Here is a 21885-nt window from a genome sequence, read left to right as displayed (position 1 = left end):
CCGTGGTGTAGACCACGGGCGCTTCGCTGACCAGCGAAAACGCTGGTGTGGGGGGTGGGTCGGATGAGAATCCGGGTGGATCAGAAGGTCAGGCTCCACGAGTCGATGTAGCCGGTGTCACCCGACGCCACATCGCGGACCTGGAGCTTCCAGGTGCCGTTGGCGACCTCGCTGGACGCGTCCACGGTGTAGGTGGCCAGGACGTTGTCGGCGCTGTCGGAGGAGGCGGACTGCTTCAGGTTGCGCACGGTGCCGTCGGGGGCGACCAGGTCGATGACCAGGTCACCGCGCCAGGTGTGCTTGATGTCCACGGCGACCTTGAGGGTGGCCGGGGCGTTGCCGGTGAGGCCGGTGACCGCGATGGACGACGACACGGTGGTGTTGTCCGAGATCGTCACGTTGTTCGCGTTGGTGAAGGTGTTGCCGGCCGGCGGCGTGGTGGAGGTCACCGCGTCCACCGTCTTGGCGGCGTCGGCGATGCCGGCGCCGCAGCCGCCGGTGCAGGTGCCGGGCAGCGGACGGGCGTTGGTCTTGATCGCGGACTCGATGTCGGCCGGGGTCAGGGTCGGCTTGACCGACTCCAGCAGGGCGGCGAGGCCGGCGATGTGCGGGGCCGCCATCGAGGTGCCCTGGTACGGCTTGTAGTTCTCGGTCGACTGGACGGTCGAGCCGGAGTTCAGCGTGGAGTAGATGCCGTTCTCGGGCGTGGTGACCGTGCCGGGCGTGTCGGTGGCGCGACGGGTCTCGCCGCCGGGCGCCGCGATGTCCACGATGGTGCCGTAGTTGGAGTAGTACGACCGGTTGCCCTCGCGGCTGGTCGACGCCACGCTGATGACGTTCGAGCAGTTCGCGGGCGTGAAGCCGGAGGTGTTGGCGTTGCTGTTGCCCGCGGCGACGACGACGGTGGTGCCGCGCGAGACGGCGCCGTTGATCGCGGTCTGGTAGACGCTCGGGCAGGTGGAGCTGGCGCCGCCCAGGCTCAGGTTGATGACCTTGGCCGGGGTCGCGTTGGCCGGGACGCCCGGCACGGTGCCGCCGGAGGCCCAGGTGATCGCGTCCGCGATGTCCGAGGACGAGCCGCCGCACTTGCCGAGGACGCGCACGTGCTGGACCTTCGAGCCGTACGCGATGCCGGCGATGCCCTTGGTGTTGTTGGTCACCGCGCCGATGGTGCCGGCCACGTGGGTGCCGTGCCAGGAGGAGTTGGAGGCCCGGGAGCCGGTGCCGCACTCGCCGTCGGTGGCGTTCCAGTCGCCCTCGTCCTTGGCGTCCGCGTCGCGGCCGTTGCCGTCGCGGGCGTCGGCGGACGTGGAGATGAAGTCGTAACCGGCGACCGTGTTGGCCGCGAGGTCGGAGTGGGCGGCGTAGCCGGTGTCGATGACGGCGACGGTGACGCCCGAGCCGGTCGTCTTGTCCCAGGCGGCAGGAACGTTCATGCCACCGGTGGTCTCGAAGAGGTCCCACTGCTTCGCGTAGTCGGTGTCGTTCGGGGTCACCGCCATCGCGTAGGCGCGGATGTCGGGCTCGACGGCGGCGACCTGCGGGTCGGCCTTGAAGGCGGCCATGACCTCGGCCACGTCCTGCGTCGTCGCGGAACCACCCAGGTTGACCAGCGCGGCACCGCCGGCCAGGCGGCGCTCGAAGGAGAGCTTCTCGCCGGTCTTGGTGGCCTTCTCGGCCGTGTCGGTCTTGGCGGCGGCGTTGGAGCCCGCCTCGGCGGACGAGGACTTGTAGGTGACGATGACCTTCTCGACCGGGGCGCTGGGAAGCGCGGTCATCGCCTGCGAAGCCGGTGCGGGCTTCGGGGTGGCAGCGGCCGGGACGGCGGCGAACGCCCCGGAGGTGGTGGCAGCGGCACCGAGGATCGCGGCGCTCGCAACCACCACGGATATGACTCTCCGCCTGGAACCGTTCAAGGTGTGGCCCTTTCGAGTACGACGTGTGTGGAGCAGTGGCGGCGGCGCGGGACAACGGGGCGAAGTGGGGTCGCGTACCGCTGTTCCCTGGGCGTGGGGGGCCCGTGCGCCGCCACCGGCGCGACGGCCCGGGTCAAGGCCGTCCCCGGCGACACTACCCATCCCTTCTCATGCACCTGACAGGTGGGGGAGGGGTTGGGATCCGCCGGTGCGGCAGACAGTAGGGAAAGCCGAGGTGAACTCGATACGGGGAAAACCCTTGTCCCCCCGGGAGGGTGGGAGGGGGAGGGGAGGGGGCACGCTTCCCCGGGCCGCCGAGGAGGCCCGGGAGGCGGGTCTCGGACCCGCTGACCGGCCCGGTGACTCAGCCCAGTTCGAGGGTGGTCACACCGAAGACGCGCTCCCGGGCGAACGGGCGGATCGGGCCGGTGTACATCCGGGCCGTCTCGAAGGTCGGTTCAAGACCACGGGACTCGGCGAGCCGGGCCGCGGCCGGGTTGGACTCCGGCATGTCGACGGCGATCCGGGGCGCGCCGAAGGCGCGGGCCTCCGCGGCGAGGGCGTCGAGCAGCGCGGCCGCGTCGGCGGGCGTGTCCGCGAACAGCGGCCCGATGCGCGCCTCCTGCTCCGCCGGCCGCACGACTCCGTAACCGCAGGGGCGCCCGCCGGTGAGCCGGACCAGGGCGCGATGGCCCGGCGCGGTCAGCCAGGACCGCAGGAAGCGCGGGCGGTCGGCGGGGTGACAGGCGCTGTCGTACGCGGCGATTTCGGCCGGATCCACCCGTTCCGCGGCGACCACTCCGGTCACCGGCCGGTCGGGAAGCGGCATTTCGCCCACGTATCGGGCGGTTCGGTACGCGGGGGCGAACCCGGACCGCCGATAGTTGTCCTGCTGCGCCGGCACGCCGTCCAGACCCACCGTCCGCCCGCCCGCGTGCGCGAGTGCGGCACGCCAGGTCGCCAGGCCGTGACCGCGGCCGCGCAGATCGGGCCGTACGAGATAGAAGCCCAGGAAGGCGTAGTCGTCGCCGTAGTTCACGACCGAGATCGCGGAGACGGGCTCCCCGTCGATCCGCCCGAGGAAGAAGCCCTCCGGATCCTGCGCGAAGAACGCCCCGGCGTCGGACACCCCGGGATTCCACCCCTCCGCCGCGGCCCACGCGCGGACCAGCGCCCAGTCCTGGAGGGAGGCGCGGGAGACATGGAGGGCCATGGGGGTCCCTTCGGCGACGGGGGCGAGCGCGAGCGAGCATAGACCGCCCCGCCCGCCCAAACGGAACCCCACCATCACTTTCCGGCCGCGAGGAGACCGGCGGCGGTGCGGGGCCGGCTCCGCACCCTGCACGCGCGCCGAACGCGCCCGCACGGACGCCGGTCCGTGGGTCCGGACGGGGCGGCCCCGCTTCCGAGCTCGCCTCCCTCACCCCACCAGGCACAACCCCGTCCCCGCCACCCCCACCCGCACCGACTGTCCCCACGTCAGTTCCAGCGCGTCCGACTCCATGCCGTCGCCGAAGGCGACCAGGCGGTCCGACTCGACCTCCAGGCGCAGCGCGTCACCGGCGGTGAGCAGGCCCTCGACCCGGCGGGTGCCGGTGGCGGGGGAGGGCCACGCCTCGCGGACGGTCCAGGCGAGGCGGGAGTCGGACGGGGCGGGCAGCGGGAGCCGGCTGGACCGCTGGGTCCACAGCGAGCGGAGCCAGCCGGTGGCGCCGGTTCCCGTGCCGACGAGGACGCCCGAGGACGCCTGCGCCTCGGGCGGGGCGGCGGGGGCGTGCAGGGTGTAGCGGGCGGTCTGGTGGCCGGGCGGCCCGACGTAGACCTCGTTGAGGGCGAGCAGCCGCTGCCCGTCGTCGGTGACCGCCTCCGCCATGGTGAGCAGGTCCGCCCCCGTCCGTACGGGCGCGGCCGCGACGGACGGCAGCAGCCGCCGCGCGTCCCCGGGCCGGTGGCGGACCAGGACGCCCGGATTGCGCCCCGGATCGCTGTCGATGCCCACGACCGGCTGCCCCGTCAGATACTTGGCCGCGTTGGCCACCAGGCCGTCCTGCCCCACGACCACGACCACGTCCTCGGGTCCGAAGAGGAAGCGGTCGAGGTCCGCCCGCTCGACCCGGGCCTGCCGCCACTGCAGCGGCACCGCCCCGGCCACCTCGGCGAGCGCCCGCCCGGTCCGCTCGTGCCGCTCGCGCACCTCGTCGAGGGAGCGGCCCCGCGCGGCCAGGTGAAAGGCGGCCTGCCCGTGCGTCCCGTGCCGGGCCAGCAACTCCTCGTACTCCGTGGTCCGGTGGACGAGCACCGCCCGCGGCGCGAGGCTCACCGCTCCGCACCGCCGCCCAGCCGGGCGAGCAGCCCGGTCAGCACGTCCGGGGACAGCGTCAGGTGCCCGATCCGCGGCAGCTGCTCCGCCGCCTTGGTCGCCGCCAGCGCGTGGAGCGTCGCCGGAGGGACCTCCGCGTGCGCCCGCAGCCACGCCGTCTGCGCCTCCGCGCGGGCCGCGCCGACCTCGCGCGCCGCCGCCGCCTCGGCGCGGGCGAGCCGCACCTTCCGGGACGCCTCGGCCTCGGCCCGCACCGCGTCGGCCGCCGCCGACTCCTCCGCCTCGCGCCGCGCGTTGGTGCCGCGCTGGTCGACGAGCTGCTCCTCCTGGCGGGCCAGTTCGATCTTGCTGGCCAGCTCGTTCTCGGCGATGGTCCGTTCCCGTTCCACGGCGACCGCCCGGCGCTCGTACGTCGCCCGGTCGGCCTCCTGCTGGATCTGTTCGCGGGCCGGGGTGCGCAGGGCGCGTTCGACCTCGGGTTCGGGGCGCAGGGCCACCACCCGCACGGCCACGACCTCGATGCCCGTGCCGGGCAGTCGCGGTTCCTCCGCGAGCCCGGCCGCGATCCGGTCCCGGACCGCCGCGACCCCGTCCACCAGTGCCTGCGCGAGCGGGATCCGGGCGAGCACGGCGAGGGCGTGCTGCTGGGCGGTCTCGGTGAGCAGGGTGGCGATCTGCTCCAGCGGCGTGCCGCGCCAGGCCCCGGTGTCCGGGTCGACGGAGAAGTCGAGCCGGGTCGCCGCCGCGGCGGGGTCGCCGATGCGGTACGTCACCGTCGACTGGACGCTCACGTCCTGGAAGTCCGCGGTGCGGGCGTGGAAGGCCATCGCCAGCTCCCGGTCGTCGACCGGCACCTCCGAGAGCGCCGCGGAGAGCGGGCGGAACCAGAAGCTGAGTCCCGTGCCGTCGTGCACGAGCCGTCCGCGCCGCTGGTGGCGGATGTGGGCGGTGGGCGCGGAGCGCAGATGGCGCCAGCCGGCCCGCCGGGTGATGTCGGCCATGGGACCTCCCCTTGTCGTCACTGTGACGATAGAGGTCGGTCCACTTGTCGTCAAGGTGACGAATAGAGTGTCGCTGCTTCCCGGCCGGACCGCGCGACGTACAGCCGGCCGGAGAGGTCCTCGTGTCCGAGCCGCCGCGGCACCGGCTGGCTGCGCACCCTCCGGCGACCCCGTCGGCGCCGCCCGGCCGCGGGACGACGACGGGCGGCGCGCCCTGATCCGCACGGAGGCCCGTTCCGTCAGCGGGTCCTGACCGGCTGACGGGCGGGCTCGGGAGCCGGAGCCGGTGCGGGGACCGGTTCGGGTGGGGCGGGGGACGCGGCCGCGCGTTCGGGGGCGAGGACCGGGTGCGGGGGCCCGCCGACGGGGCGGGACGTGGCGCCGGCGCGGGGTGCGGGGGCGGCGTCGAGGGGCCGGGCTCCGCCTCGGCCTCGGCCCGCGGTCCGGGGAGCCGTCTCCTCGCTTCCCGCCTCCGGGCCCTGCCCCGCCGTCAGGAGCACGACGCCGCGTGCCGCGACCAGGGACGCGGCGGCGGCCACCCCCCAGCCCCAGGCCCCAGCCCGGAACGTCTCGCCGAGCAGGGCGACGCCGATGACCGCGGCGGCGGCCGGGTTGGAGAGGTTGACGACCGCGAGCGGTGCGGCGAGCCCGCCCCGGTACGCGGCCTGGGAGAGCAGCAGGCCGCCCACCGCGAAGGCGGCGATCAGGACCGCGAGCAGCGCCGTCTGCCACCAGCCCGCCGGCCCGCCGGGCAGGTCGCGGGCGAGCGCGGCGGTGAGGGTCTGGGTCAGCGCCGAGCCGACCCCGGAGGCCACCCCGGACGCCGTCGCGTGCCCGAGCCCCCGGCCCCGGCCCACGCCCTGGCGCCGACCTGGACCCCGACCCCGCGCCTGACTCCGGCCCGGGCCCCGGCTCCCGACCCCGGCCGCCGCGCCGCCCCCGGCCCGCCCGCGCCCGGCGAGCACACCGATGAGCAGCAGCGTCACCGCCGTCACGACCAGGGCCTCGCGCAGGTTCAGCGCCTCGTCGGGCGCCGCCGGGCCGGTCACCGCCACGAGTCCGACCAGGCCCACCAGGGTCCAGGCCGCCCCGCGCCACTCCGCCCGGGTCACCCGGCGGTGCGCCCCGTACGCGCCGATCGGCAACGCCGCCACCAGCGTCAGCGCGCCCAGCGGCTGGACGAGGGTGAGCGGCCCGTAGTGCAGGGCGGCGACATGGGCGAGCGCGCCGGCGGCGTTCAGGCCCACCGCCCACCACCACTGCGGGCGGGCGAGCAGCCGCCGCAGCGCTCCGGGCCCGCCGGTCGACGCGGAGGCGAGCCGGGACTGGGCGACGGCGGCCAGGGCGTAGCCGGCTGCCGACAGGAGCGAGAGGAGGACCGCGGCGACGGTCCCGCCGACGGCGCTCACCGCGGCGCCCCGGCGGTCGCGGCGGCCGTGGCCGGGGTGAGGGGAGGGAGTGGTCGTTCCTCGTCGGACCGGCGACGGAGGGGCGGCGGTACGAGGAGCAGGGCCAGCGCGAGCAGGGCGGCGGCGGCCAGGGCGTCGAACCAGTAGTGGTTGGCGGTGCCGACGATGACGAGCAGGGTCACCGCCGGGTGCAGCAGCCACCACGCGCGTGCCCGCGAGCGGGTGGCCGCGATCAGTCCGATCGCGAGCATCAGCGCCCAGCCGAAGTGGAGCGAGGGCATCGCCGCGAACTGGTTCGCCATCGAGTCGGTCTCCGGCGTGGCCCCGTACACCGACGGCCCGTAGACCCGGGCGGTGTCGATCAGGCCGCTCTCGGCGAGCATCCGCGGCGGCGCCAGCGGCACCAGCAGGTGCAGCGCGAGTGCGGCGGCGGTCAGCAGGGCGAGGACCCGGCGCGCCCAGACGTAGTGGGCGGGGCGGCGCCAGTAGAGCCAGGCGAGGAAGAGGAGCGTGGCCGGGAAGTGCACGGCGGCGTAGTACGTGTTCGCGGCGCGGACCAGGCCCTCGCCGTGCAGCAGCAGCTGCTGGACCGCGCCCTCGCCGGGCAGGTGCACCGCGCGCTCGGCGTCCCAGACGCGGTCCGCGTTGTGGAAGGCCCGGGTCTCGTGACCGTTGGCGAGGAGCCGGCCGGACTTGTAGACGAGGAAGAGGACCGTGACGAGCAGGAGCTCGCGCACGAGCGGCGGTCGGGGGGTAGCCGTCGCCCCCGGTCCAGCAGGACGTGATCTTCGTATCCCGCGTATCCCGGCAGCCATGGCGCGGCCCCTTTTTCCGTCAAATCCGGCAGCAAACGGACGAACTCTAGATCCGATCCCATCGAGACGCAAGCGTATCGATACGTTTGCGTCTCGATTGTGGAGCCCCTACTCTCGGATGTGCGGAGACAGGGCCGCTGGGGTACGGGGTGTCCGGGAGGAAATCGATGTCCACGCAGGCCGCGACCGCCGCCGCCCGTCGCGGCAAGCTCACGCCCGAACGCGAGGCGGAGCTCTACGAGGCCGTCATCGGCCTGCTGCGCGAGGGCGGCTACGACGCCGTCACCATGGAGGGCGTCGCCGCCCGCACCAAGTGCGGCAAGGCCACCCTCTACCGTCAGTGGGGCACCAAGCCCCGCCTCGTCACCGCCGCGCTCGACAAGCACCGCTGCCCGGTCTTCACCGGCATCGACACCGGCTCCCTCGTCGGCGACCTGCGCGAGGCCGCCCGCCTCGCCGCGTCCCGCCGCGAGCGCGACGCCGAGCTCATGGAAGCGGTCAGCCAGGCGTACATCCAGCACCCCGACCTCCGCGCCGCCCTGCGCGAGACCGTCCTCGAACCGGAGGTCGCCGCGCTCGACCGGATCCTGGCGCGGGCCGTCGAACGCGGCGAGATCGACGCCGGCAACCCGGCCATCGCCTTCGTCGCCCCCTGCTTCCTCGGCATGCTCCGCATCGAGCGCATCTTCGAGGACCGCTTCGCGGACGCGTCCACCCTGCGCACCTTCGTGGACGCCGTCCTGCTGCCCGCCCTCCGGGCGGAGCGGTCCGCCGACGGGGCGGAGCCGGGGGCGTGACCGGTGTGGGCGCTGGGCCGGGGCGTGACCGGTGCGGGGCGGGGCCTGCCCCGGGCGGGAGCCGGCCGGCGGCCGGGGGCGTGACCGGTGTGGGCGCGGGGCCGGGGCGTGACCGGTGCGGCGCGGGGCCTGGCCCGGGCGGGAGCCGGCCGGCGGGGCCGGGGCGACGAGCGGCCGAGGTGTGAGGCCCGGGCCCGTCCGGCACCCTGAAGCCATGCCCGACACCTCAACGTCCCCCGCCCGGGTCCGCGTCCGGCGGATCTACGAGCCGCCCGAGCCCGACGACGGGCTGCGGGTGCTCGTCGACCGGCTCTGGCCGCGCGGGCTGTCCAAGGCCGACGCGCACGTGGACGCCTGGCCCAAGGACCTCACCCCCTCGACCGGACTGCGCCGCTGGTACCACGGCCCGGAGGGGGAGTACGAGGAGTTCCGCCGCCGGTACGAGCTCGAGCTCGCCGAACCGGCCGCCGCCGAGGCGCTCGCGGACCTGCGCTCCCGCGCCGCCGAGGGGCCGGTCACCCTCCTCACCGCCGCCAAGGACCTCTCGGCCGGCCACGCCACCGTGCTCACGGAGATCCTGAAGGCGCCGTAACCGCCCGGCCGTAGCCGCCCGGCCGCGCCGTCGGGCCGTGCCCCGGCCGCCTCTTTCCGCGCTTTTGCGTGCCTTTCCCGCCACCTCCCGGCCCGGCCCTGTTCACCCGCGCGCGGCCCCTGCACCATGGCCGCATCCGACGGCGGCGGCGACCGCGAGGAGGGACCACGTGGACCCGGCCCAGCAGACGGAGCAGGGCGACGAGCGGAGCCCGGCCCCCGAGGAGGTGTCCGACCGGGAGGCGCCGCCGCGTCGTCACGCCGAGCTCGACGAGTTCCAGCGCGACCCGTACCCCCTCTACGCGCGGGCGCGCCGCACCCCCGGCCTCACCTACGTCCCCGCCCTGGAAGCGTGGCTGGTCTCCCGGGACGCCGACGTCCGCCAGGTGCTGCTGCGGCCCCGGGACTTCTCCTCCGCCCAGGCCCTGCGCCCCGACGTGCGGCCCTCACCCGCCGCCCTCGCCGTCCTCGGCGGCGGGTTCGCACCCCGGCCGACCGTCGTCTCCACCGACGGCCCCGCCCACCGCCGCCACCGCGCCCCGCTCAACGACGGCCTGTCCGCCGCCCGGGTGGCCGCCCTCACCCCGTACGTCACCCGGCAGGCGGAGAACCTCGCCGAAGCCTTCGCCGCCACCCTCGCCGCGCACGGCCACGCCGACCTCATGAGCCACTACGCGCGCGTGCTGCCCGGCACGGTGACCGGCCGGCTCCTCGGCCTGGACCCGGCGGACGTCCCGGCCGCCGTCCACGGCTCGTACAGCGCCGAACGCCTCCTCTTCCGCCCGCTCACCGAGGGCGAGCAGATCGCCGCGGCCCACGACGTCCTCGCACTCCAGCACCTGCTCGACCGCTACGCCCGCGACCGCCGCGCCCGGCCCCGCGAGGACCTGGTCACCGCCCTCGTCACCGCCCTGGCACCCGCCTCCGGGCTCGGGCCCGGCCCCCGCGGCCTGAACGACGACCAGCGCTGCGAACTGGTCTCGAACCTCCAGAACCTGCTCATCGCCGGCCACCTCACGACCACCGCCCTCATCGGCACCACGGTGCTCCACCTGCTGCGCCACCGCGACCAGTGGGAACTGCTGTGCTCCCGGCCCGAACTCATACCGGCCGCCGTCGAGGAGGCGGCGCGCTACGACCCGCCCGTCCAGGGCTTCCGCCGGACCACCACCCGGCCCGTCACCCTCGCCGGCACCGAACTGCCCGCCGGTGCCACCCTCTTCGTCGCGTACGGCTCCGCCAACCGCGACCCGGCCCGCCACCGGGACCCCGACGCCTTCGACATCACCCGGCCCCCGCCCCGGCCCCGCCACCTCGCCTTCGGGCACGGCCCGCACGGCTGCCCGGGGGCCCGGCTGGCCCGCGTCCAAGTCCACGCCGCCCTCGCCGCGTTCACCCGGCTGCTCCCCGGCCTGCGGCCCGTGGACGACCGTCACGTCCCGATGCGGCCCACCCTCATCCACCGCTCGCCCGAGGAACTCCTCCTCACCCGCTGATCCGCAGCCGCGGCGCCTCCGCCCCGGCGTCCGGCACCCCGCCGCCCGTCTCCACCCGCGCCGCCAGCTCCCGCGCCCACGCCACGACCCCGGCGACGTCGATCCCGTACACCTCCGCGCCGCCCCGCGCGTACTCCTCGAGCCGCCCGGCCCCGCGCCGCAGCAACCGCGCCCCGCCCGTCGCGTTCCCGCGCGCCGCGTGCGTCAGCCCGACGGCCAGCTGCGCGAGCCCCTGCCACAGGTCCCGCTCACCCGCGGGCCCCGCCTTCCAGGCGTCCTCGAACACCTCGTGCGCGTGGAACGGCATCCCGGAGTCGAGCAGCCGCTGCGCCTCCCGCACCGTCCCCTCCGGCCCCCGGACGACCCCCTCCGGCTGGCGTGCCACCCCCTCGGCGCCGTACGCCAACGGCCGCCCCAGCCCGTCCCGCGGCCGCGCGCTCCGCGCCCGCCCCTCTTCGTCACGGTCCCTGCGCACGTCCCTGTCCCGGTCGCTGTCCATCCCCCCATTGTCCGCCGCCGCCCCGGTGACACCCCGTGTGGTGATCCACCCCGTGAAGTGAGGTAATGTTCTCTTGCACGCCGCCGCGGGGCACGAACCCGGGACGGACGGGCAACGGGACGTGGCGCAGCTTGGTAGCGCACTTGACTGGGGGTCAAGGGGTCGCAGGTTCAAATCCTGTCGTCCCGACTTGCTTTTACGCAGGTCGGAGGCCGTATCGGAAGTACTCGATACGGCCTCGAGATCGTTTTTGGGGACCAGTTGGGGACCTACCCGTCTTGACCGCGTCAGCGGGGACCATGATCGCGCTGGGCCGGGCCGCGGAGTCACTCCGCGACCCGGACCGCGCGTGCGGGCCGGATGGCGGCGGCCCGGCGGGCCGGGCCCACGGTGGCCAGGAGTGACGCGGCGAACGTGGCCGCGGCCAGGCCGACGATGCTGCTCCACTCGACGGGGAACCCGCCTTCGAGACCCGCGAAGGCCGCGCTGTTGTGGTACATGAGCCAGGTGGTGAGGACGCCCAGCACGGATCCGAGGACGATTCCCTCCGCGGCGACGAAGGCGCTCTCCGCGAGGAAGGAGCGTCGGAGGGTCCGTGCCCGGAAGCCGAGGGCCCGCAGGATGCCGATGGTGCGGCGGCGTTCGCGTACGGCCCGGACCATGACCACGCCGAGGCCGGTGATGCCCACGCCGAGGCCGAGGGCGAGGAAGCCCTGCATGAGGCGGAAGAAGGCGGTGCTGGCGTCGAACTGGTGGCGGATCTCGGAGGCGATCGGCGTGGCGACCAGGCTGGACGCCAGCTGCTCGCCCTGGAGTTGGGTCGCCAGGGCGTCGGGGGAGGTCCCGGGGCGGGTGCTGACGAGGGCGGAGGCGCTCTGGGCCTGGTCGTCGAACAGTTCGCGCATGCCCCGCTCGCCCATCACCACAGGGTAGGTCGTCGAACTGGCACCGGTGCCCGGGTAGAAGACCATGCCGTTGCTGAGCACACCCGCGATCACCTTCCGTTCGCTGCGTCCGGTCCGTGGGTCCGTGACGGTGAGGGTGTCGCCGGGGTCGTAGTAGTCACCTGCCGGGCCGCCGGTGCTCCCGAAGAAGCCGTCGACGACGACGAGTCGAGGATCGGTGGCGAGTGCCTGCCACACCGCGGGGTCGTCTCCCAGGCCGGGCAGCCGCTCCCGGAAGGTGATGCCGGTGATCGCGCCGTCGGGGACGCCGACGGCGGCGACGTCGAGCGGCTGAGTGCTGCGGTTCCCGGGATCGGTGGCCCGGCCGGAGGCGTTGAGCAGCGGTGCCACGGTGGCGATGCCGTCGGCCGACGGGCCGCCCCGCAGATCGGCGATCAGCCGGTCGCCCGCGACCTGGGGGTTGTAGTCGAGCCGCAGGGAGTAGCCGGACGTGGCGTCGCGGACGACTCCGTCGACTCCGGCGCGCAGGACCCCGGAGATCTCCGTCAGGAGGACGAGGACGAACACGATCAGCGTGTACATCACCAGCGTCGCACCCGTACGGAACCGCTTCGCCAGCGGATAGGCGACCGCCAGCCGCGCCGCCAGCCCCGACTCCGACGGCCGCTCCAGGAGCCGCCGCACGGGGCGGAGCAGCGTCTTCTGGTTGTCGCTGACGAGCACCACCGCCGAGAAGGCGGCCAGGGCGCCCTGGATGACGTACACGGACATCGACGGCGTGTCGAAGATCCGGGGACGTACGACCGGTGCCAGCAGCGTCCAGGCGAGGACACCGCCCGCCACGAGGGTCGTGACCGTGTGCCGGGGGAGGAGGCGCAGCAGCGCCGGAGTGGCGAAGGCCAGGGCGAGCGCCGGCATCAGGTAGGTCGCGTCGGGCTGGCTCCGTGCCACCGCCGGAACCGCCACGAGCGCGCACAGGACCGCAAGGACGGAGGACACCACGAGCAGTCGGCGGCGCGGCCCCCGCCCGGGCGTCGCGGGCAGGTCGCGGATGGCCGCGATGATGTTGAACCTGCTGATCCGGACGCTGGTCGCGAGGATCGCGGCGAAGGCGATGAGCAGCCCCATGGCCGCGCCGTTGAGGATGCTGGTGGGCGTGACGGCGAAGGCGATCCGGATGCTGCTGCCACCGACCGACCAGCCCTGGAAGATCTCCGCCGCCACCACGGCGACACCCCATCCGACGGCCACTCCGATGGCCACGCCCGGCAGCGCCGACAGCAGCGCGTAGGCGGCTCCCTCGACGGTGAACGACGCGACCAGGCGGGACCGCTTCATGCCGATCGCGCGGACCATGCCCATCTGGGCCTTCCGCTCCTCGCCCAGCATGACGAAGATGTTCACCAGCAGCAGCGCGCCCGCGATGATGCTGAAACTGCCGATCATCAGGAACAGGGCGCCGAGGGAGTCTCCGGCCTGCTGGGCGTCGCGCAGCACGGTGTGCTTGGGCGTCTCGATCGCGGTCCGGTCCGCGAGCGGGCCCAGGGCCTGGCGGATGTCCGAGGTGACCTGCGACGTCAGGGCGTCACCGCCCTCGACACCCCCGCGGTTGGACACGAAGGTGACCGAGCGCGGCTCCGCGCCGGCGGCTCGGGCCGCGGCGTCCAGGGTGCCCGGGGCCAGGAAGGCGTCACGGTTCAGCCTGCCGCCCAGGCCCACGCCAGCGAGGCCCTGCTCCGGCACCACACGGTCCACCCGGAAGGTGTGCGGCGTGCCGAACAGATAGAGCGTGATCGACTGCCCCGCTCCGACCCGCAGCGACTGCGCCAGCGGCGCGTTGATCACGACCTCGCCGGGCTGGGGATCCGGGCCCTCGATCCCGGACTTCCCGCCCGCGGCGCCGAAGCCCGATGCCTTGTCGAAGTCCATCTGCCACGCCAGCACACGGGGTTCGGCGACCGTCCGGCCGTCCAGGCGCGAGACGGCCGACGCCTGCGTGGCCCGGGCGGTCAGCACGCCGTCGACATCGGCATCGCCCTCCAGGACGGCCAGCCGCTCGGCGACCGTACGGCCGGCCGGTCCGGGCGGTGCGACGACGCGCTCGTCCACCGGGCCCAGGGTCCGGTACGCCTCCTGGCGTACGGAGAAGTTCAGGGTGTCACCGACGACCAGGGCGCCGACGATGATGGCCGTCCCGAGCACCGATCCGCCGATCACGAGCGCGGCCTCGGTGCGCCGCCGGGCGAGTTGCCGGAAGGCCAGCCGACGGGACACCGGCTGCCGGACGGCGACCAGTACCAGTGCCGCCAGAGCGAGTGCGAGGACGATGAGCAGCGGGGCCAACAGGTTCGGATACATCATCGGTCCCTGGATGGGGCGTTGGCCGGGTCCGTCGCGGGGACGAGCTGCCGGCGGTCGTCGACCAGCCGCCCGTCGCGCATCCGGATGAGCCGGGGGACGCGGGCGCCGATGGCGCTGTCATGGGTGACCAGGACGATCGTCTGGCCCTCGTCCCGGTTGAGTTCGCACAGCAGGTCCATGACCTGGTCGGCCATGGCGGTGTCGAGGTTGCCGGTCGGCTCGTCGGCCCACACGATGGCCGGCCGTCCGGCGAGGGCACGGGCGATCGTCACCCGCTGCTGCTCACCGCCGGACATCTCGCTGGGGCGGTGCTCGACCCGGTGGCCGAGACCGACCCGTTCGAGCATGGCCAGTGCCCGGCGCCTGGCCTCTCGGGGCCGGGTGCCCACGAGCAGCAGGGGGAGTTCGACGTTCTCCACGGCCGAGAAGACCGGGATGAGGTTGAACGCCTGGAAGACGAAGCCCATGGTGCGCGCGCGGTGCTCGGTGCGGGCGGCGTCCGACATCGCGAAGAGGTCGTGGCCGTCGATCTCCACCCGGCCGCCGTCGATGTCGTCGAGCCCGGACAGACAGTTCAACAGAGTGGTCTTCCCGGACCCGGAGGGACCCATGACCGCCACGAGCTCTCCATGGCGCACGACGAGATCCAGATCGTCGAGGGCGGTGACCGCCACCGAGCCGGTCCGGTAGATCTTGCGGACTCCGGTGGCGACCATGAGGGGTCGGTCGCTGTTCATGTGTTCCATACGAGCCCCCGGGCGGACGGGACGGCCACGGCCGACCAGGCCACCGTTGAGTGCCGAACGGTCCCCTTCCGGGACCGTTGGCCCCTGTGGGCCACGCCGGCTCGCCCGCAGGGTGAAGGGAGGAGCCGCAGAGCGCGGAGACATCGCGGAGATCCGGGACACCGGTGCCCCGCTCTCGCTCCGGGAGGTGAGGACCATGACCGGGACCGGAGCACGATCCGCGCGGGACGAGGACCGCGCCGGTCTGTGGGCCCACGTCGGCGACCGGCTGATCATCGGCGGCGCGACCATCGATGACGCGGGGCGCGACGGTGAGATCGTCGGGCTGCATCATGCTGACGGGACCCCGCCCTACGACGTCCGTTGGTCGGACACCGGCCGGGTCAGCCTGGTCTTTCCCGGCCCCGACGCGCGTGTCCACCACTTCGCGGACTCCGGAGCGGAAGCGGCTGCGCCGCGGCGCTGAACCCCGTCGAGGTCGGCCGCGCGAGGGCCGCACCGGGTCTGGCAAGGACTGGTCAGCCCTGGTGCGTGGCGAGCCGGCGGCGTTCGCCGCTTCCGCACCCGGCTCCGCCGCGACGCGGGACCGGGTGGGCCGATGACAGGACCGACCGGCCCTACCGGGGCATCGCGTCCGGTGCGAGCGTGGCAGTGATCCACCTGGCACTCGAAAGGCGGTGGGGACGATGGCATCGACTGTGGCGGCAGCCCCCGTGGTGGTGGGCGTCGACGGTTCCGACGCGAGCCTCACGGCTCTGGACTGGGCAGTCGACGAAGCGGTACGGCACGGACACCCGCTGCGCATCGTGCACGCCTCTCTGTGGGAGCGGTACGAGGGCGCCGTGCCGGCCTGGACCACGGACCGGCCCTCGGGCCAGGTCCTCGCGGAGAACATCGTCGGCACGGCCGCGGACCGTGCCCGGCGCCGTGCTCCTGGACTCGCCGTCAGCGCGGACGTCCTCGCCGAGGACGCCTCCGGCGCCCTGCTCCGTGAGGGGCAGGACGCCATGGTCCTCGTCGTCGGCTCCCGTGGGCGGGGAGAGCTGGCCGACCTGCTGCTCGGCTCCGTCGGCCTCGTCGTGGCCGCCCGGGCCCACGGCCCGGTCGTCGTCGTCCGCGGGGACCGGTACGCCCTGCGAGCACGCCATCAGCGGATCCTGCTGGGCATCGGCGATCACGACGTGGACGCACCGGCCGTCAGGTTCGCCTTCCGTGAGGCGGCGGTCCGGGACGCGGAACTCGATGTCGTGCGCACATGGCGACGCCCCGCCCACGAACCGGTCGAGCACCCGCTGCTGAGCGGCGAGCCCCGCACGTACTTCGAGCACCGGGCCTCCGAGCTCCTCGACAAGGTCCTCGACCCGCTGGTGCGCGAATTCCCCCGCGTCCGGCTGCGCAGGAGCACCGTCGAGGGTTCCGCGCACCGGGTGCTGACCGACCGCTCCGCCGCCGCCGACCTGCTGGTCGTCGGGGCGCGACGCCAGGGCCGCCTGGTCGGCCTGGAGCTCGGCAGGGTCGCGCACCGGGCGCTGCACCACGCCTCCTGCCCGGTCGCCGTCGTCCCCCAGCACCACCACGCTCCCTCGGAGGGAGAGCAGCCATGAACTCCGCTGCCCCGCACCACATGAGCGACCTCGGCCGCCGCGTCGAGGCCAGGCGAGCCCATCTCGGCCTGTCCCGCGAGGAGGTGGCCGCACGGGCCGGATCCACGCCGGGGTACATCGACCTCCTTGAGGAGCAACTGCCTTCCCCCGGGATCGAGTTCCTGGTACGGCTCGCGAACGCCCTGGAGACCACCGTTCAGGACCTGACCGGTTACACCGCGGAGTTCGGGCCCGGACGTGGCCGGGCCGCCTATCACGCCCGGATGGACACCATCGACGAGCAGGAGTGCTGGGCGCTGCTCGCCGACCACGGTGTCGGCCGCGTCGCCGTCACCGGAAGCGACGGGCCGGAGATCTACCCCGTGAACTACCAGGTCGTGGGCGGAGAACTGGTGTTCATGACCGCGCAGGACGCGCCGCTCGGCCGGGCGGCCGCTGCCGGCGCGGCGATCGCCTTCGAGGAGGACCACGCGGACGAGGCGTTCAGCCAGGGCTGGAGCGTGCTCGTCGTCGGACCCGCGCGCACGGTGTCGGACCCGGCCGCGGCCCGGGCTCTCAGGGAAGCCGCGTACTCGACACCGTGGGCGGACGAGGGACGGGACACCGTCGTCGTGCTCGCCCCTCGCCGGGTGACCGGACGCCGTGTCCGTGCGCCGGGCGCCCCGGGGACGTCGCCCGCGCCCGAGTCCTGACCGAGAACGGGTGCCGGTGCCGGTTCGGCGTGATCAGCGTGCTCGTTCTGCGTGGGAGGTGGAGGTGCCGGCCGCGAAGGCGGTGGAGGCCGGTCCGCCGTCGAGGGTGACGACCGTGAGGGCGCGGACGTGGTCGGGGGCGAAGGAGCGGGTGAGGGCGGCGAACGCGGGCTGGTGGAACGTGGCCGCCATGGCGAGGCCGGCCAGCGGCCAGCCGGTGAAGAAGACCGGCGGGTTCGGCGCCCCCGCGACGACGACGGGACTCACGACGCCCGCGACGGAGCCCGCCGTCATCACCGTGCGGGGCCCGCGGTGGTCGATGGCCTTGCCGACCAGTATTCCGGCGATGCCGGAGGTGATCACGGCGAGGGAGAAGGCGGCCGACGTCATGCTGGTCGACCAGCCGGTCGCGCGGGCGATCCCGGGATTGAGCACGGGGAAGGCGTAGGAGACGACGCCCCAGCCCGTGATCTGCGGGGCACAGAGGGCGGGCAGCACGGCCCGGGGGCCGCGACCGGCCCCCGCCCGGTCGCGGCCCCGCTCAGCGGGTGTTCCGTTCGGTCACGAGCCGCAGGACGGTGCCGGGGCCGCGGTGCCGAGCTGGATCAGCGCCGGGGCGGGGGCGCAGCAGCCGCCGCCCGCCTCGGTCGCCTCGTCGGTCCGGGGCTGGTCGAAGAGGCCGGCGCCGCCGCAGACCCCGGTCTCGGGCAGGACGAGCTCGACGCGTTCGGCGGACTCGCGGTCGCCGGCGATGGCGGCCACGACGGAGCGGACCTGCTCGTAGCCGGTGAGGGCGAGGAAGGTCGGCGCGCGGCCGTAGGACTTCATGCCGACCAGGTAGACGCCCTGCTCCGGGTGCGAGAGCTCGTTCACGCCGTGGGGGTAGACGGTGCCGCAGGAGTGCTGGTTGGGGTCGATGAGCGGGGCGAGGGCGACGGGGGCCTGGAGGCGCTCGTCGAGGCCGAGGCGGAGCTCGGAGAGGAACGAGAGGTCGGGGCGGAAGCCGGTGAGGACGACGACCTCGTCGACCGGGTCGAGGCGGCGGCCGTCCTCCGCGACCAGGACCAGGCGGCCGTCGTCGGCGCGCTCGATCGCCTCCGTGCGGAAGCCGGTGACGGCGTCGGCGTGACCGTCGTCGACGGCGGCCTTGGCCGCGAGGCCGAGGGCGCCGCGGGCGGGCAGCTGGTCGGCGGCGCCGCCGCCGAAGGTGGAACCGGAGATGCCCCGGCGCAGGATCCACACCGCCTTCGTCCCCGCGCCGTCCTCGGACCCGGCCAGGTCCGCGAGAAGGGCGAGGGCGGTGAACGCGGAGGCGCCGGAGCCGATCACGGCGGTGCGCCTGCCCGCGTAACGGGCGCGCACGGCGGGGTCGCCGAGGTCGGGGACGCGGTAGGAGACGCGGTCGGCTGCGGCCTTCTCGCCGAGCGCCGGCAGACCGGAGGCGCCCGCCGGGCTCGGAGTGGACCACGTGCCGGAGGCGTCGATCACCGCGCGGGCGAACAGCCGCTCCTCGCGTCCGTCGGCGTACGTGAGGTGGACGACGAAGGGCTGGGTCTCCCGGTCGGCGTCGACGATCCGGTCCCGGCCCGCGCGGGAGACGCCGGTGACCCTGGCGCCGAGGCGGACCCTGTCACCGAGGACGCCGGCCAGCGGCTCCAGGTACGTCTCCGCCCAGTCGCCGCCGGTCGGGTAGGTCGCCGCGTCGGGCTTCACCCAGCCGGTCGGCGCGAGGAGCTTCTCGGCGGCCGGGTCGGTGACCTCGCCCCAGGGGGAGAACAGTCGCACGTGCGACCACTCGCGCACCGCCGCGCCCGCCTGCGCCCCGGCCTCCAGGACCAGCGGCTCCAGACCCCGGTCGACGAGGTGGGCAGCGGCGGCCAGACCGGCCGGACCGGCTCCGATGACCACGACGGGCAGCTGCTCGGTGGCGGTGACGTTCATGACGAGTCCCCTTTGTTTCGACGTTCGTCGATCTCTTGCGCCTTCAGCATGGCACCGGACATAGATGGACGTCAACATAGACGTTCATCGAAACGACCGGTCGGTGAGGGGAGTACGCCGGGACGGTGGGGTCGAGGGGGCGGCTCCGGAGGGGCGGTCCCCTCCTGGCCGCCGGTCCGACCGGTGTCCGGCGGCCCCTGCCCTGTTGGTTTGACGTGTGTCAACATAGACGTATGTCGAATGCCGAGGTGTTGCCGCTGCTCCAGCCCGAGGTCGAGCCGTGCTGCCCGCCGCTGACCGAGCGACCGCTGACGGCGGAGGAGGCGGAGCGGACGGCGAAGATGTTCAAGGCCCTCGGCGACCCGGTGCGCCTGCGGCTGTTCGCCGCGGTCGCCTCGCACGAGGGCGGGGAGGCGTGCGTGTGCGACATCTCCGACGTCGGCGTCTCCCAGCCCACGGTCTCGCACCACCTGAAGAAGCTGAAGGAGGCCGGGCTGCTGTCCTCCGAGCGGCGCGGCACCTGGGTGTACTACCGGGTCGAGCCCGCCGTGCTGGCGGCCATGGGGCAGCTGTTGACGAAGGCGGCCGCCGCGTAACCGCCTCCGCCCTCGTGTACCGCTCGCGGAGGCGCATGCCGACGAGGTGATCGCGACTCAGGCGGCACCGGCGAGGGCGACGCCACCTTCGAGACCTCGGCCCCACCTGGGAGCAGTTCGACGCGGCCCAGCTGCCCGAGCACCGCTTCGCCGCCGTCGACGCGACCGGCCGGGTCCTGGGCTGGGTCGCCGCCACCCGGTTCTCCGACCGGCGCGCGTACGCCGGCGTGGTCGAGCACTCCTTCTGCGTCCGTCCCCGGGCCCGCGGCCGGGGCCTCGCATCCGCCCTGCTGAAGGTGCTGATCGACGCCATCGAGGCGGCCGGGATCCGGACCGTCGCGTCCGGCACGTGTGCGCTCCCCGGTCAGCGGAGCAGGGCGGAGATCGCGCGGGCGGCTTCGCGGGCGGGGCGGCCGACGCCGATGAGGGTGGCGGAGGCGGGGCCGGTCCAGTCGCCGTAGCCGAGGAGGTGGAGGCGGGGCTCGCCGCTCGCCCGGGTGCCGGCGGTGGGGATGTGGCCACGGGGCCCGCGCAGGCCGAGGGGCGCGAGATGGGAGAGGGCGGGGCGGAATCCGGTGCACCAGATGATCGCGTCCGCTTCCGCCGTCGTGCCGTCCGCCCAGGCCACGCCGCTCCGGGTGATGCGCGCGAACATCGGCCCGGCCTTGAGCAGGCCCGCGTCGCGGGCCGCGCGGACCGGCGGGACGGCGACGATGTCGCCGAGGGAGGCGACGCCGCCGGTGTCGGTGCGGCCCTCGTCGAGGGCGCGGCGGCGTGCGGTGGCGTGGTCGAAGAGGGCGCGGCCGTCGATGTCGTCGGCGAGGTAGCGGGGCAGGCGCGGGGTGACCCAGGTGAGGTCGGTGTCGTGCGCGAGGTCGGCGGCGATCTGGGCACCGGAGTTGCCGCCGCCGACCACGATCACCCTCTGTCCGGCGAAGTCGCGCGGGCTTCGGTACTCGACCGTGTGCAGCTGGGAGCCCCGGAACTCCGTACGACCGGGTACGGCGGGGACGAAGGGCCGTGACCAGGTTCCGGTGGCGCTGACGACCGCCCGGGCGCGCCACGTACCGGAGTCGGTCTCGACGCGCAGGAGTTCGCCGTCGCGGTGGACGGCGGTGACCCGTACGGGGCGGTGGACGGGGAGCTCGTACCGCTGTTCGTAGTCGGTGAGGTACGAGACGACGTGGGCGGCGTCCGGATAGGTCTCGCCCGGCTGCGGGGGCATGAGACGGCCGGGCAGGGAGGAATACGCGGCGGGCGAGAACAGGTGGAGGGAGTCCCAGGTGTGCTGCCACGCCCCTCCCGGCGCCGGCTGGGCGTCGAGGATGAGGAAGTCCAGGCCGAGGCGACGCAGGTGGTAGCCGGCGGCGAGCCCGGACTGGCCGCCGCCGATCACCACCACGTCCACGACCCGGGTCACTCCGCGTCCGCCCTGCCGCGCACGAAGACGACCGCGACGAGCACCAGACCCACGACCGTGCCGACCAGCTGCATGCCGATGAAGCCGGGCACCGAGCCGGGGGCGATGCCGGCGAAGGTGTCGGTGAACGCCCGGCCGGTCGTCACGGCGGGATTGGCGAAGGAGGTGGAGGAGGTGAACCAGTAGGCGGCGCCGATGTACGAGGCGACGGCGACGGGCGCGAAGCGGAGCCGGTCGGTGCGGGCCAGGCCGAAGATCAGCAGGATCAGGCCGGCGGTGGCCACGACCTCGCCGAGGAGCAGGTTCCCGGCGGAACGGTCGTGCGTGGACCACTTGACCAGCGGCTCGCCGAACATGGCGTCCGCCAGGACCGCGCCGAGGACCGCGCCGGCGATCTGGGCGGGGACGTACGCGGCGAGCTCGCGGGCGTTCACGCCGCCACCGCCACGGCGGGCCGTCCACCACTCGGCCAGGGTGACGGCCGGGTTGAAGTGCGCGCCGGAGACCGGGCCGAGGAGGGTGATGAGCACGCCGAGGCCGAAGACGGTGGCCGTGGAGTTGGCGAGGAGCTGCAGCGCGACGTCGTCGGTGAGCCGCGTGGCCTGAATGCCGGAGCCGACCACGATCGCGACCAGGGCCGCGGTACCGACGAGTTCGGCAGCCGCCCGGGCGGTGAGCGGAGCGCGGGGCGGGGTGGCGCCGGGCGCCGGCTGAGGCGACGGGGCGGTGGCTGTGGCGCGCCTCGCGGCGGGCTCGGTGGCGGTCACGGGCGGGAT

Annotated in this window: 19 protein-coding genes, 1 tRNA gene and 2 pseudogenes; 9 read left to right on the top strand and 13 right to left on the bottom strand. The window is 74.6% G+C overall.

Annotated elements, in window-relative coordinates:
• Positions 1–80 precede the first annotated feature (80 nt).
• From ABD954_RS03730 to ABD954_RS03705, 6 genes are all read right to left on the bottom strand, one after another.
• A complete protein-coding gene (locus ABD954_RS03730; RefSeq protein WP_345491948.1) occupies positions 81–1778 on the bottom strand; it encodes a S8 family peptidase in 1698 nt (565 codons plus the stop codon).
• Positions 1779–2280: 502 nt separating this feature from the next.
• On the bottom strand, positions 2281–3129 hold the full coding sequence (locus ABD954_RS03725) for a GNAT family N-acetyltransferase (RefSeq protein WP_345484296.1): 849 nt from the start codon (positions 3127–3129) through the stop codon (positions 2281–2283).
• A 207-nt stretch (positions 3130–3336) separates the two neighbouring features.
• On the bottom strand, positions 3337–4236 hold the full coding sequence (locus ABD954_RS03720; RefSeq protein ID WP_345484295.1) for a diacylglycerol kinase catalytic domain-containing protein: 900 nt from the start codon (positions 4234–4236) through the stop codon (positions 3337–3339).
• Positions 4233–5237 carry an SPFH domain-containing protein gene (locus ABD954_RS03715; protein ID WP_345484294.1) on the bottom strand — a complete coding sequence of 335 codons (1005 nt, stop codon included), beginning with the start codon at positions 5235–5237 and terminating at the stop codon, positions 4233–4235. Before ABD954_RS03715 ends, ABD954_RS03720 begins: the two co-directional genes overlap by 4 nt.
• Positions 5238–5476: 239 nt before the next feature.
• A complete protein-coding gene (locus ABD954_RS03710) occupies positions 5477–6646 on the bottom strand; it encodes a DMT family protein (RefSeq protein WP_345484293.1) in 1170 nt (389 codons plus the stop codon).
• Positions 6643–7461, bottom strand: coding sequence for a phosphatase PAP2 family protein (locus tag ABD954_RS03705; RefSeq protein WP_345484292.1), 819 nt, complete (start codon positions 7459–7461; stop codon positions 6643–6645). Before ABD954_RS03705 ends, ABD954_RS03710 begins: the two co-directional genes overlap by 4 nt.
• Before the next feature lie 167 nt (positions 7462–7628).
• On the opposite strand from ABD954_RS03705, the gene ABD954_RS03700 reads away from it, so the two are divergent.
• The 3 genes from ABD954_RS03700 (at position 7629) to ABD954_RS03690 (ending at position 10345) form a co-directional block, all read left to right on the top strand.
• Positions 7629–8258 (top strand): TetR/AcrR family transcriptional regulator, encoded by a 630-nt coding sequence (locus ABD954_RS03700; protein ID WP_345484291.1) that lies wholly within the window; start codon positions 7629–7631, stop codon positions 8256–8258.
• Positions 8259–8472: 214 nt separating this feature from the next.
• Positions 8473–8850: a DUF488 domain-containing protein gene (locus tag ABD954_RS03695; protein WP_345484289.1), complete on the top strand. Its 378-nt coding sequence runs from the start codon at positions 8473–8475 to the stop codon at positions 8848–8850.
• Between the two features lie 226 nt (positions 8851–9076).
• The gene (locus tag ABD954_RS03690) at positions 9077–10345 is read left to right on the top strand and encodes a cytochrome P450 (RefSeq protein ID WP_345491946.1); all 1269 of its coding nucleotides are present in this window, start codon (positions 9077–9079) and stop codon (positions 10343–10345) included.
• On the opposite strand, the gene ABD954_RS03685 is transcribed toward ABD954_RS03690, so the two are convergent.
• Positions 10335–10844 carry a DUF309 domain-containing protein gene (locus ABD954_RS03685; protein ID WP_345484288.1) on the bottom strand — a complete coding sequence of 170 codons (510 nt, stop codon included), beginning with the start codon at positions 10842–10844 and terminating at the stop codon, positions 10335–10337. The two genes, ABD954_RS03690 and ABD954_RS03685, sit on opposite strands and share 11 nt — an antisense overlap.
• Before the next feature lie 115 nt (positions 10845–10959).
• On the opposite strand from ABD954_RS03685, the gene ABD954_RS03680 reads away from it, so the two are divergent.
• Positions 10960–11033: transfer RNA gene (locus tag ABD954_RS03680), tRNA-Pro, on the top strand.
• Positions 11034–11170: 137 nt separating this feature from the next.
• On the opposite strand, the gene ABD954_RS03675 is transcribed toward ABD954_RS03680, so the two are convergent.
• Together ABD954_RS03675 and ABD954_RS03670 are read right to left on the bottom strand one after the other, a co-directional pair.
• The gene (locus ABD954_RS03675; protein ID WP_345484287.1) at positions 11171–14110 is read right to left on the bottom strand and encodes an ABC transporter permease; all 2940 of its coding nucleotides are present in this window, start codon (positions 14108–14110) and stop codon (positions 11171–11173) included.
• Positions 14107–14847, bottom strand: a complete 741-nt coding sequence (locus ABD954_RS03670) for an ABC transporter ATP-binding protein (RefSeq protein ID WP_345484286.1) — start codon at positions 14845–14847, stop codon at positions 14107–14109. Before ABD954_RS03670 ends, ABD954_RS03675 begins: the two co-directional genes overlap by 4 nt.
• Positions 14848–15100: 253 nt before the next feature.
• On the opposite strand from ABD954_RS03670, the pseudogene ABD954_RS03665 reads away from it, so the two are divergent.
• The 3 genes and pseudogenes from ABD954_RS03665 to ABD954_RS03655 form a co-directional block, all read left to right on the top strand.
• Positions 15101–15286 (top strand): annotated as a pseudogene (locus ABD954_RS03665) (DUF1918 domain-containing protein); the annotation flags it as partial.
• 256 nt (positions 15287–15542) lie between these two features.
• Entirely contained in the window at positions 15543–16460 is a 918-nt protein-coding gene (locus ABD954_RS03660) for a universal stress protein (RefSeq protein ID WP_345484285.1), read from the top strand.
• Entirely contained in the window at positions 16457–17152 is a 696-nt protein-coding gene (locus tag ABD954_RS03655; protein WP_345484284.1) for a helix-turn-helix domain-containing protein, read from the top strand. The genes ABD954_RS03660 and ABD954_RS03655 overlap by 4 nt, the downstream gene beginning before the upstream one ends.
• A 33-nt stretch (positions 17153–17185) precedes the next feature.
• On the opposite strand, the gene ABD954_RS03650 is transcribed toward ABD954_RS03655, so the two are convergent.
• On the bottom strand, positions 17186–17650 hold the full coding sequence (locus tag ABD954_RS03650) for an MFS transporter (protein ID WP_382746010.1): 465 nt from the start codon (positions 17648–17650) through the stop codon (positions 17186–17188).
• 63 nt (positions 17651–17713) lie between these two features.
• A complete protein-coding gene (locus ABD954_RS03645; RefSeq protein WP_345484283.1) occupies positions 17714–19093 on the bottom strand; it encodes an NAD(P)-binding domain-containing protein in 1380 nt (459 codons plus the stop codon).
• A gap of 233 nt (positions 19094–19326) precedes the next feature.
• Between ABD954_RS03645 and ABD954_RS03640 the strand changes: the two genes are divergently transcribed.
• Both ABD954_RS03640 and ABD954_RS03635 read left to right on the top strand, forming a co-directional pair.
• Positions 19327–19689 (top strand): ArsR/SmtB family transcription factor, encoded by a 363-nt coding sequence (locus tag ABD954_RS03640; protein WP_345484282.1) that lies wholly within the window; start codon positions 19327–19329, stop codon positions 19687–19689.
• A 46-nt stretch (positions 19690–19735) separates the two neighbouring features.
• Positions 19736–20036: pseudogene (locus ABD954_RS03635) on the top strand (GNAT family N-acetyltransferase); the annotation flags it as partial.
• Between the two features lie 17 nt (positions 20037–20053).
• On the opposite strand, the gene ABD954_RS03630 reads toward ABD954_RS03635, so the two are convergent.
• Positions 20054–21109, bottom strand: a complete 1056-nt coding sequence (locus ABD954_RS03630) for an ArsO family NAD(P)H-dependent flavin-containing monooxygenase (protein WP_345484281.1) — start codon at positions 21107–21109, stop codon at positions 20054–20056.
• The gene (locus tag ABD954_RS03625) at positions 21106–21876 is read right to left on the bottom strand and encodes an aquaporin (RefSeq protein ID WP_345484280.1); all 771 of its coding nucleotides are present in this window, start codon (positions 21874–21876) and stop codon (positions 21106–21108) included. Before ABD954_RS03625 ends, ABD954_RS03630 begins: the two co-directional genes overlap by 4 nt.
• Positions 21877–21885: the final 9 nt, after the last annotated feature.

The organism is Streptomyces roseoviridis (assembly GCF_039535235.1).
GTDB classification, from domain to species: domain Bacteria; phylum Actinomycetota; class Actinomycetes; order Streptomycetales; family Streptomycetaceae; genus Streptomyces; species Streptomyces roseoviridis.
The sequence above is the reverse complement of the archived record's forward strand: the minus strand, read 5'-3'. Positions and strand labels throughout refer to the sequence as shown.

Excerpts from the sequence above, each read along its gene's own strand:
- ABD954_RS03670 (WP_345484286.1), bottom strand. The coding sequence starts at position 14,847 with ATGAACAGCGACCGACCCCTCATGGTCGCCACCGGAGTCCGCAAGATC.
- ABD954_RS03700 (WP_345484291.1), top strand. The coding sequence starts at position 7,629 with ATGTCCACGCAGGCCGCGACCGCCGCCGCCCGTCGCGGCAAGCTCACG.
- ABD954_RS03725 (WP_345484296.1), bottom strand. The coding sequence starts at position 3,129 with ATGGCCCTCCATGTCTCCCGCGCCTCCCTCCAGGACTGGGCGCTGGTC.
- ABD954_RS03715 (WP_345484294.1), bottom strand. The coding sequence starts at position 5,237 with ATGGCCGACATCACCCGGCGGGCCGGCTGGCGCCATCTGCGCTCCGCG.
- ABD954_RS03695 (WP_345484289.1), top strand. The coding sequence starts at position 8,473 with ATGCCCGACACCTCAACGTCCCCCGCCCGGGTCCGCGTCCGGCGGATC.
- ABD954_RS03645 (WP_345484283.1), bottom strand. The coding sequence starts at position 19,093 with ATGAACGTCACCGCCACCGAGCAGCTGCCCGTCGTGGTCATCGGAGCC.
- ABD954_RS03655 (WP_345484284.1), top strand. The coding sequence starts at position 16,457 with ATGAACTCCGCTGCCCCGCACCACATGAGCGACCTCGGCCGCCGCGTC.
- ABD954_RS03705 (WP_345484292.1), bottom strand. The coding sequence starts at position 7,461 with ATGGCTGCCGGGATACGCGGGATACGAAGATCACGTCCTGCTGGACCG.
- ABD954_RS03675 (WP_345484287.1), bottom strand. The coding sequence starts at position 14,110 with ATGATGTATCCGAACCTGTTGGCCCCGCTGCTCATCGTCCTCGCACTC.
- ABD954_RS03640 (WP_345484282.1), top strand. The coding sequence starts at position 19,327 with ATGTCGAATGCCGAGGTGTTGCCGCTGCTCCAGCCCGAGGTCGAGCCG.
- ABD954_RS03660 (WP_345484285.1), top strand. The coding sequence starts at position 15,543 with ATGGCATCGACTGTGGCGGCAGCCCCCGTGGTGGTGGGCGTCGACGGT.
- ABD954_RS03730 (WP_345491948.1), bottom strand. The coding sequence starts at position 1,778 with ATGACCGCGCTTCCCAGCGCCCCGGTCGAGAAGGTCATCGTCACCTAC.
- ABD954_RS03685 (WP_345484288.1), bottom strand. The coding sequence starts at position 10,844 with ATGGACAGCGACCGGGACAGGGACGTGCGCAGGGACCGTGACGAAGAG.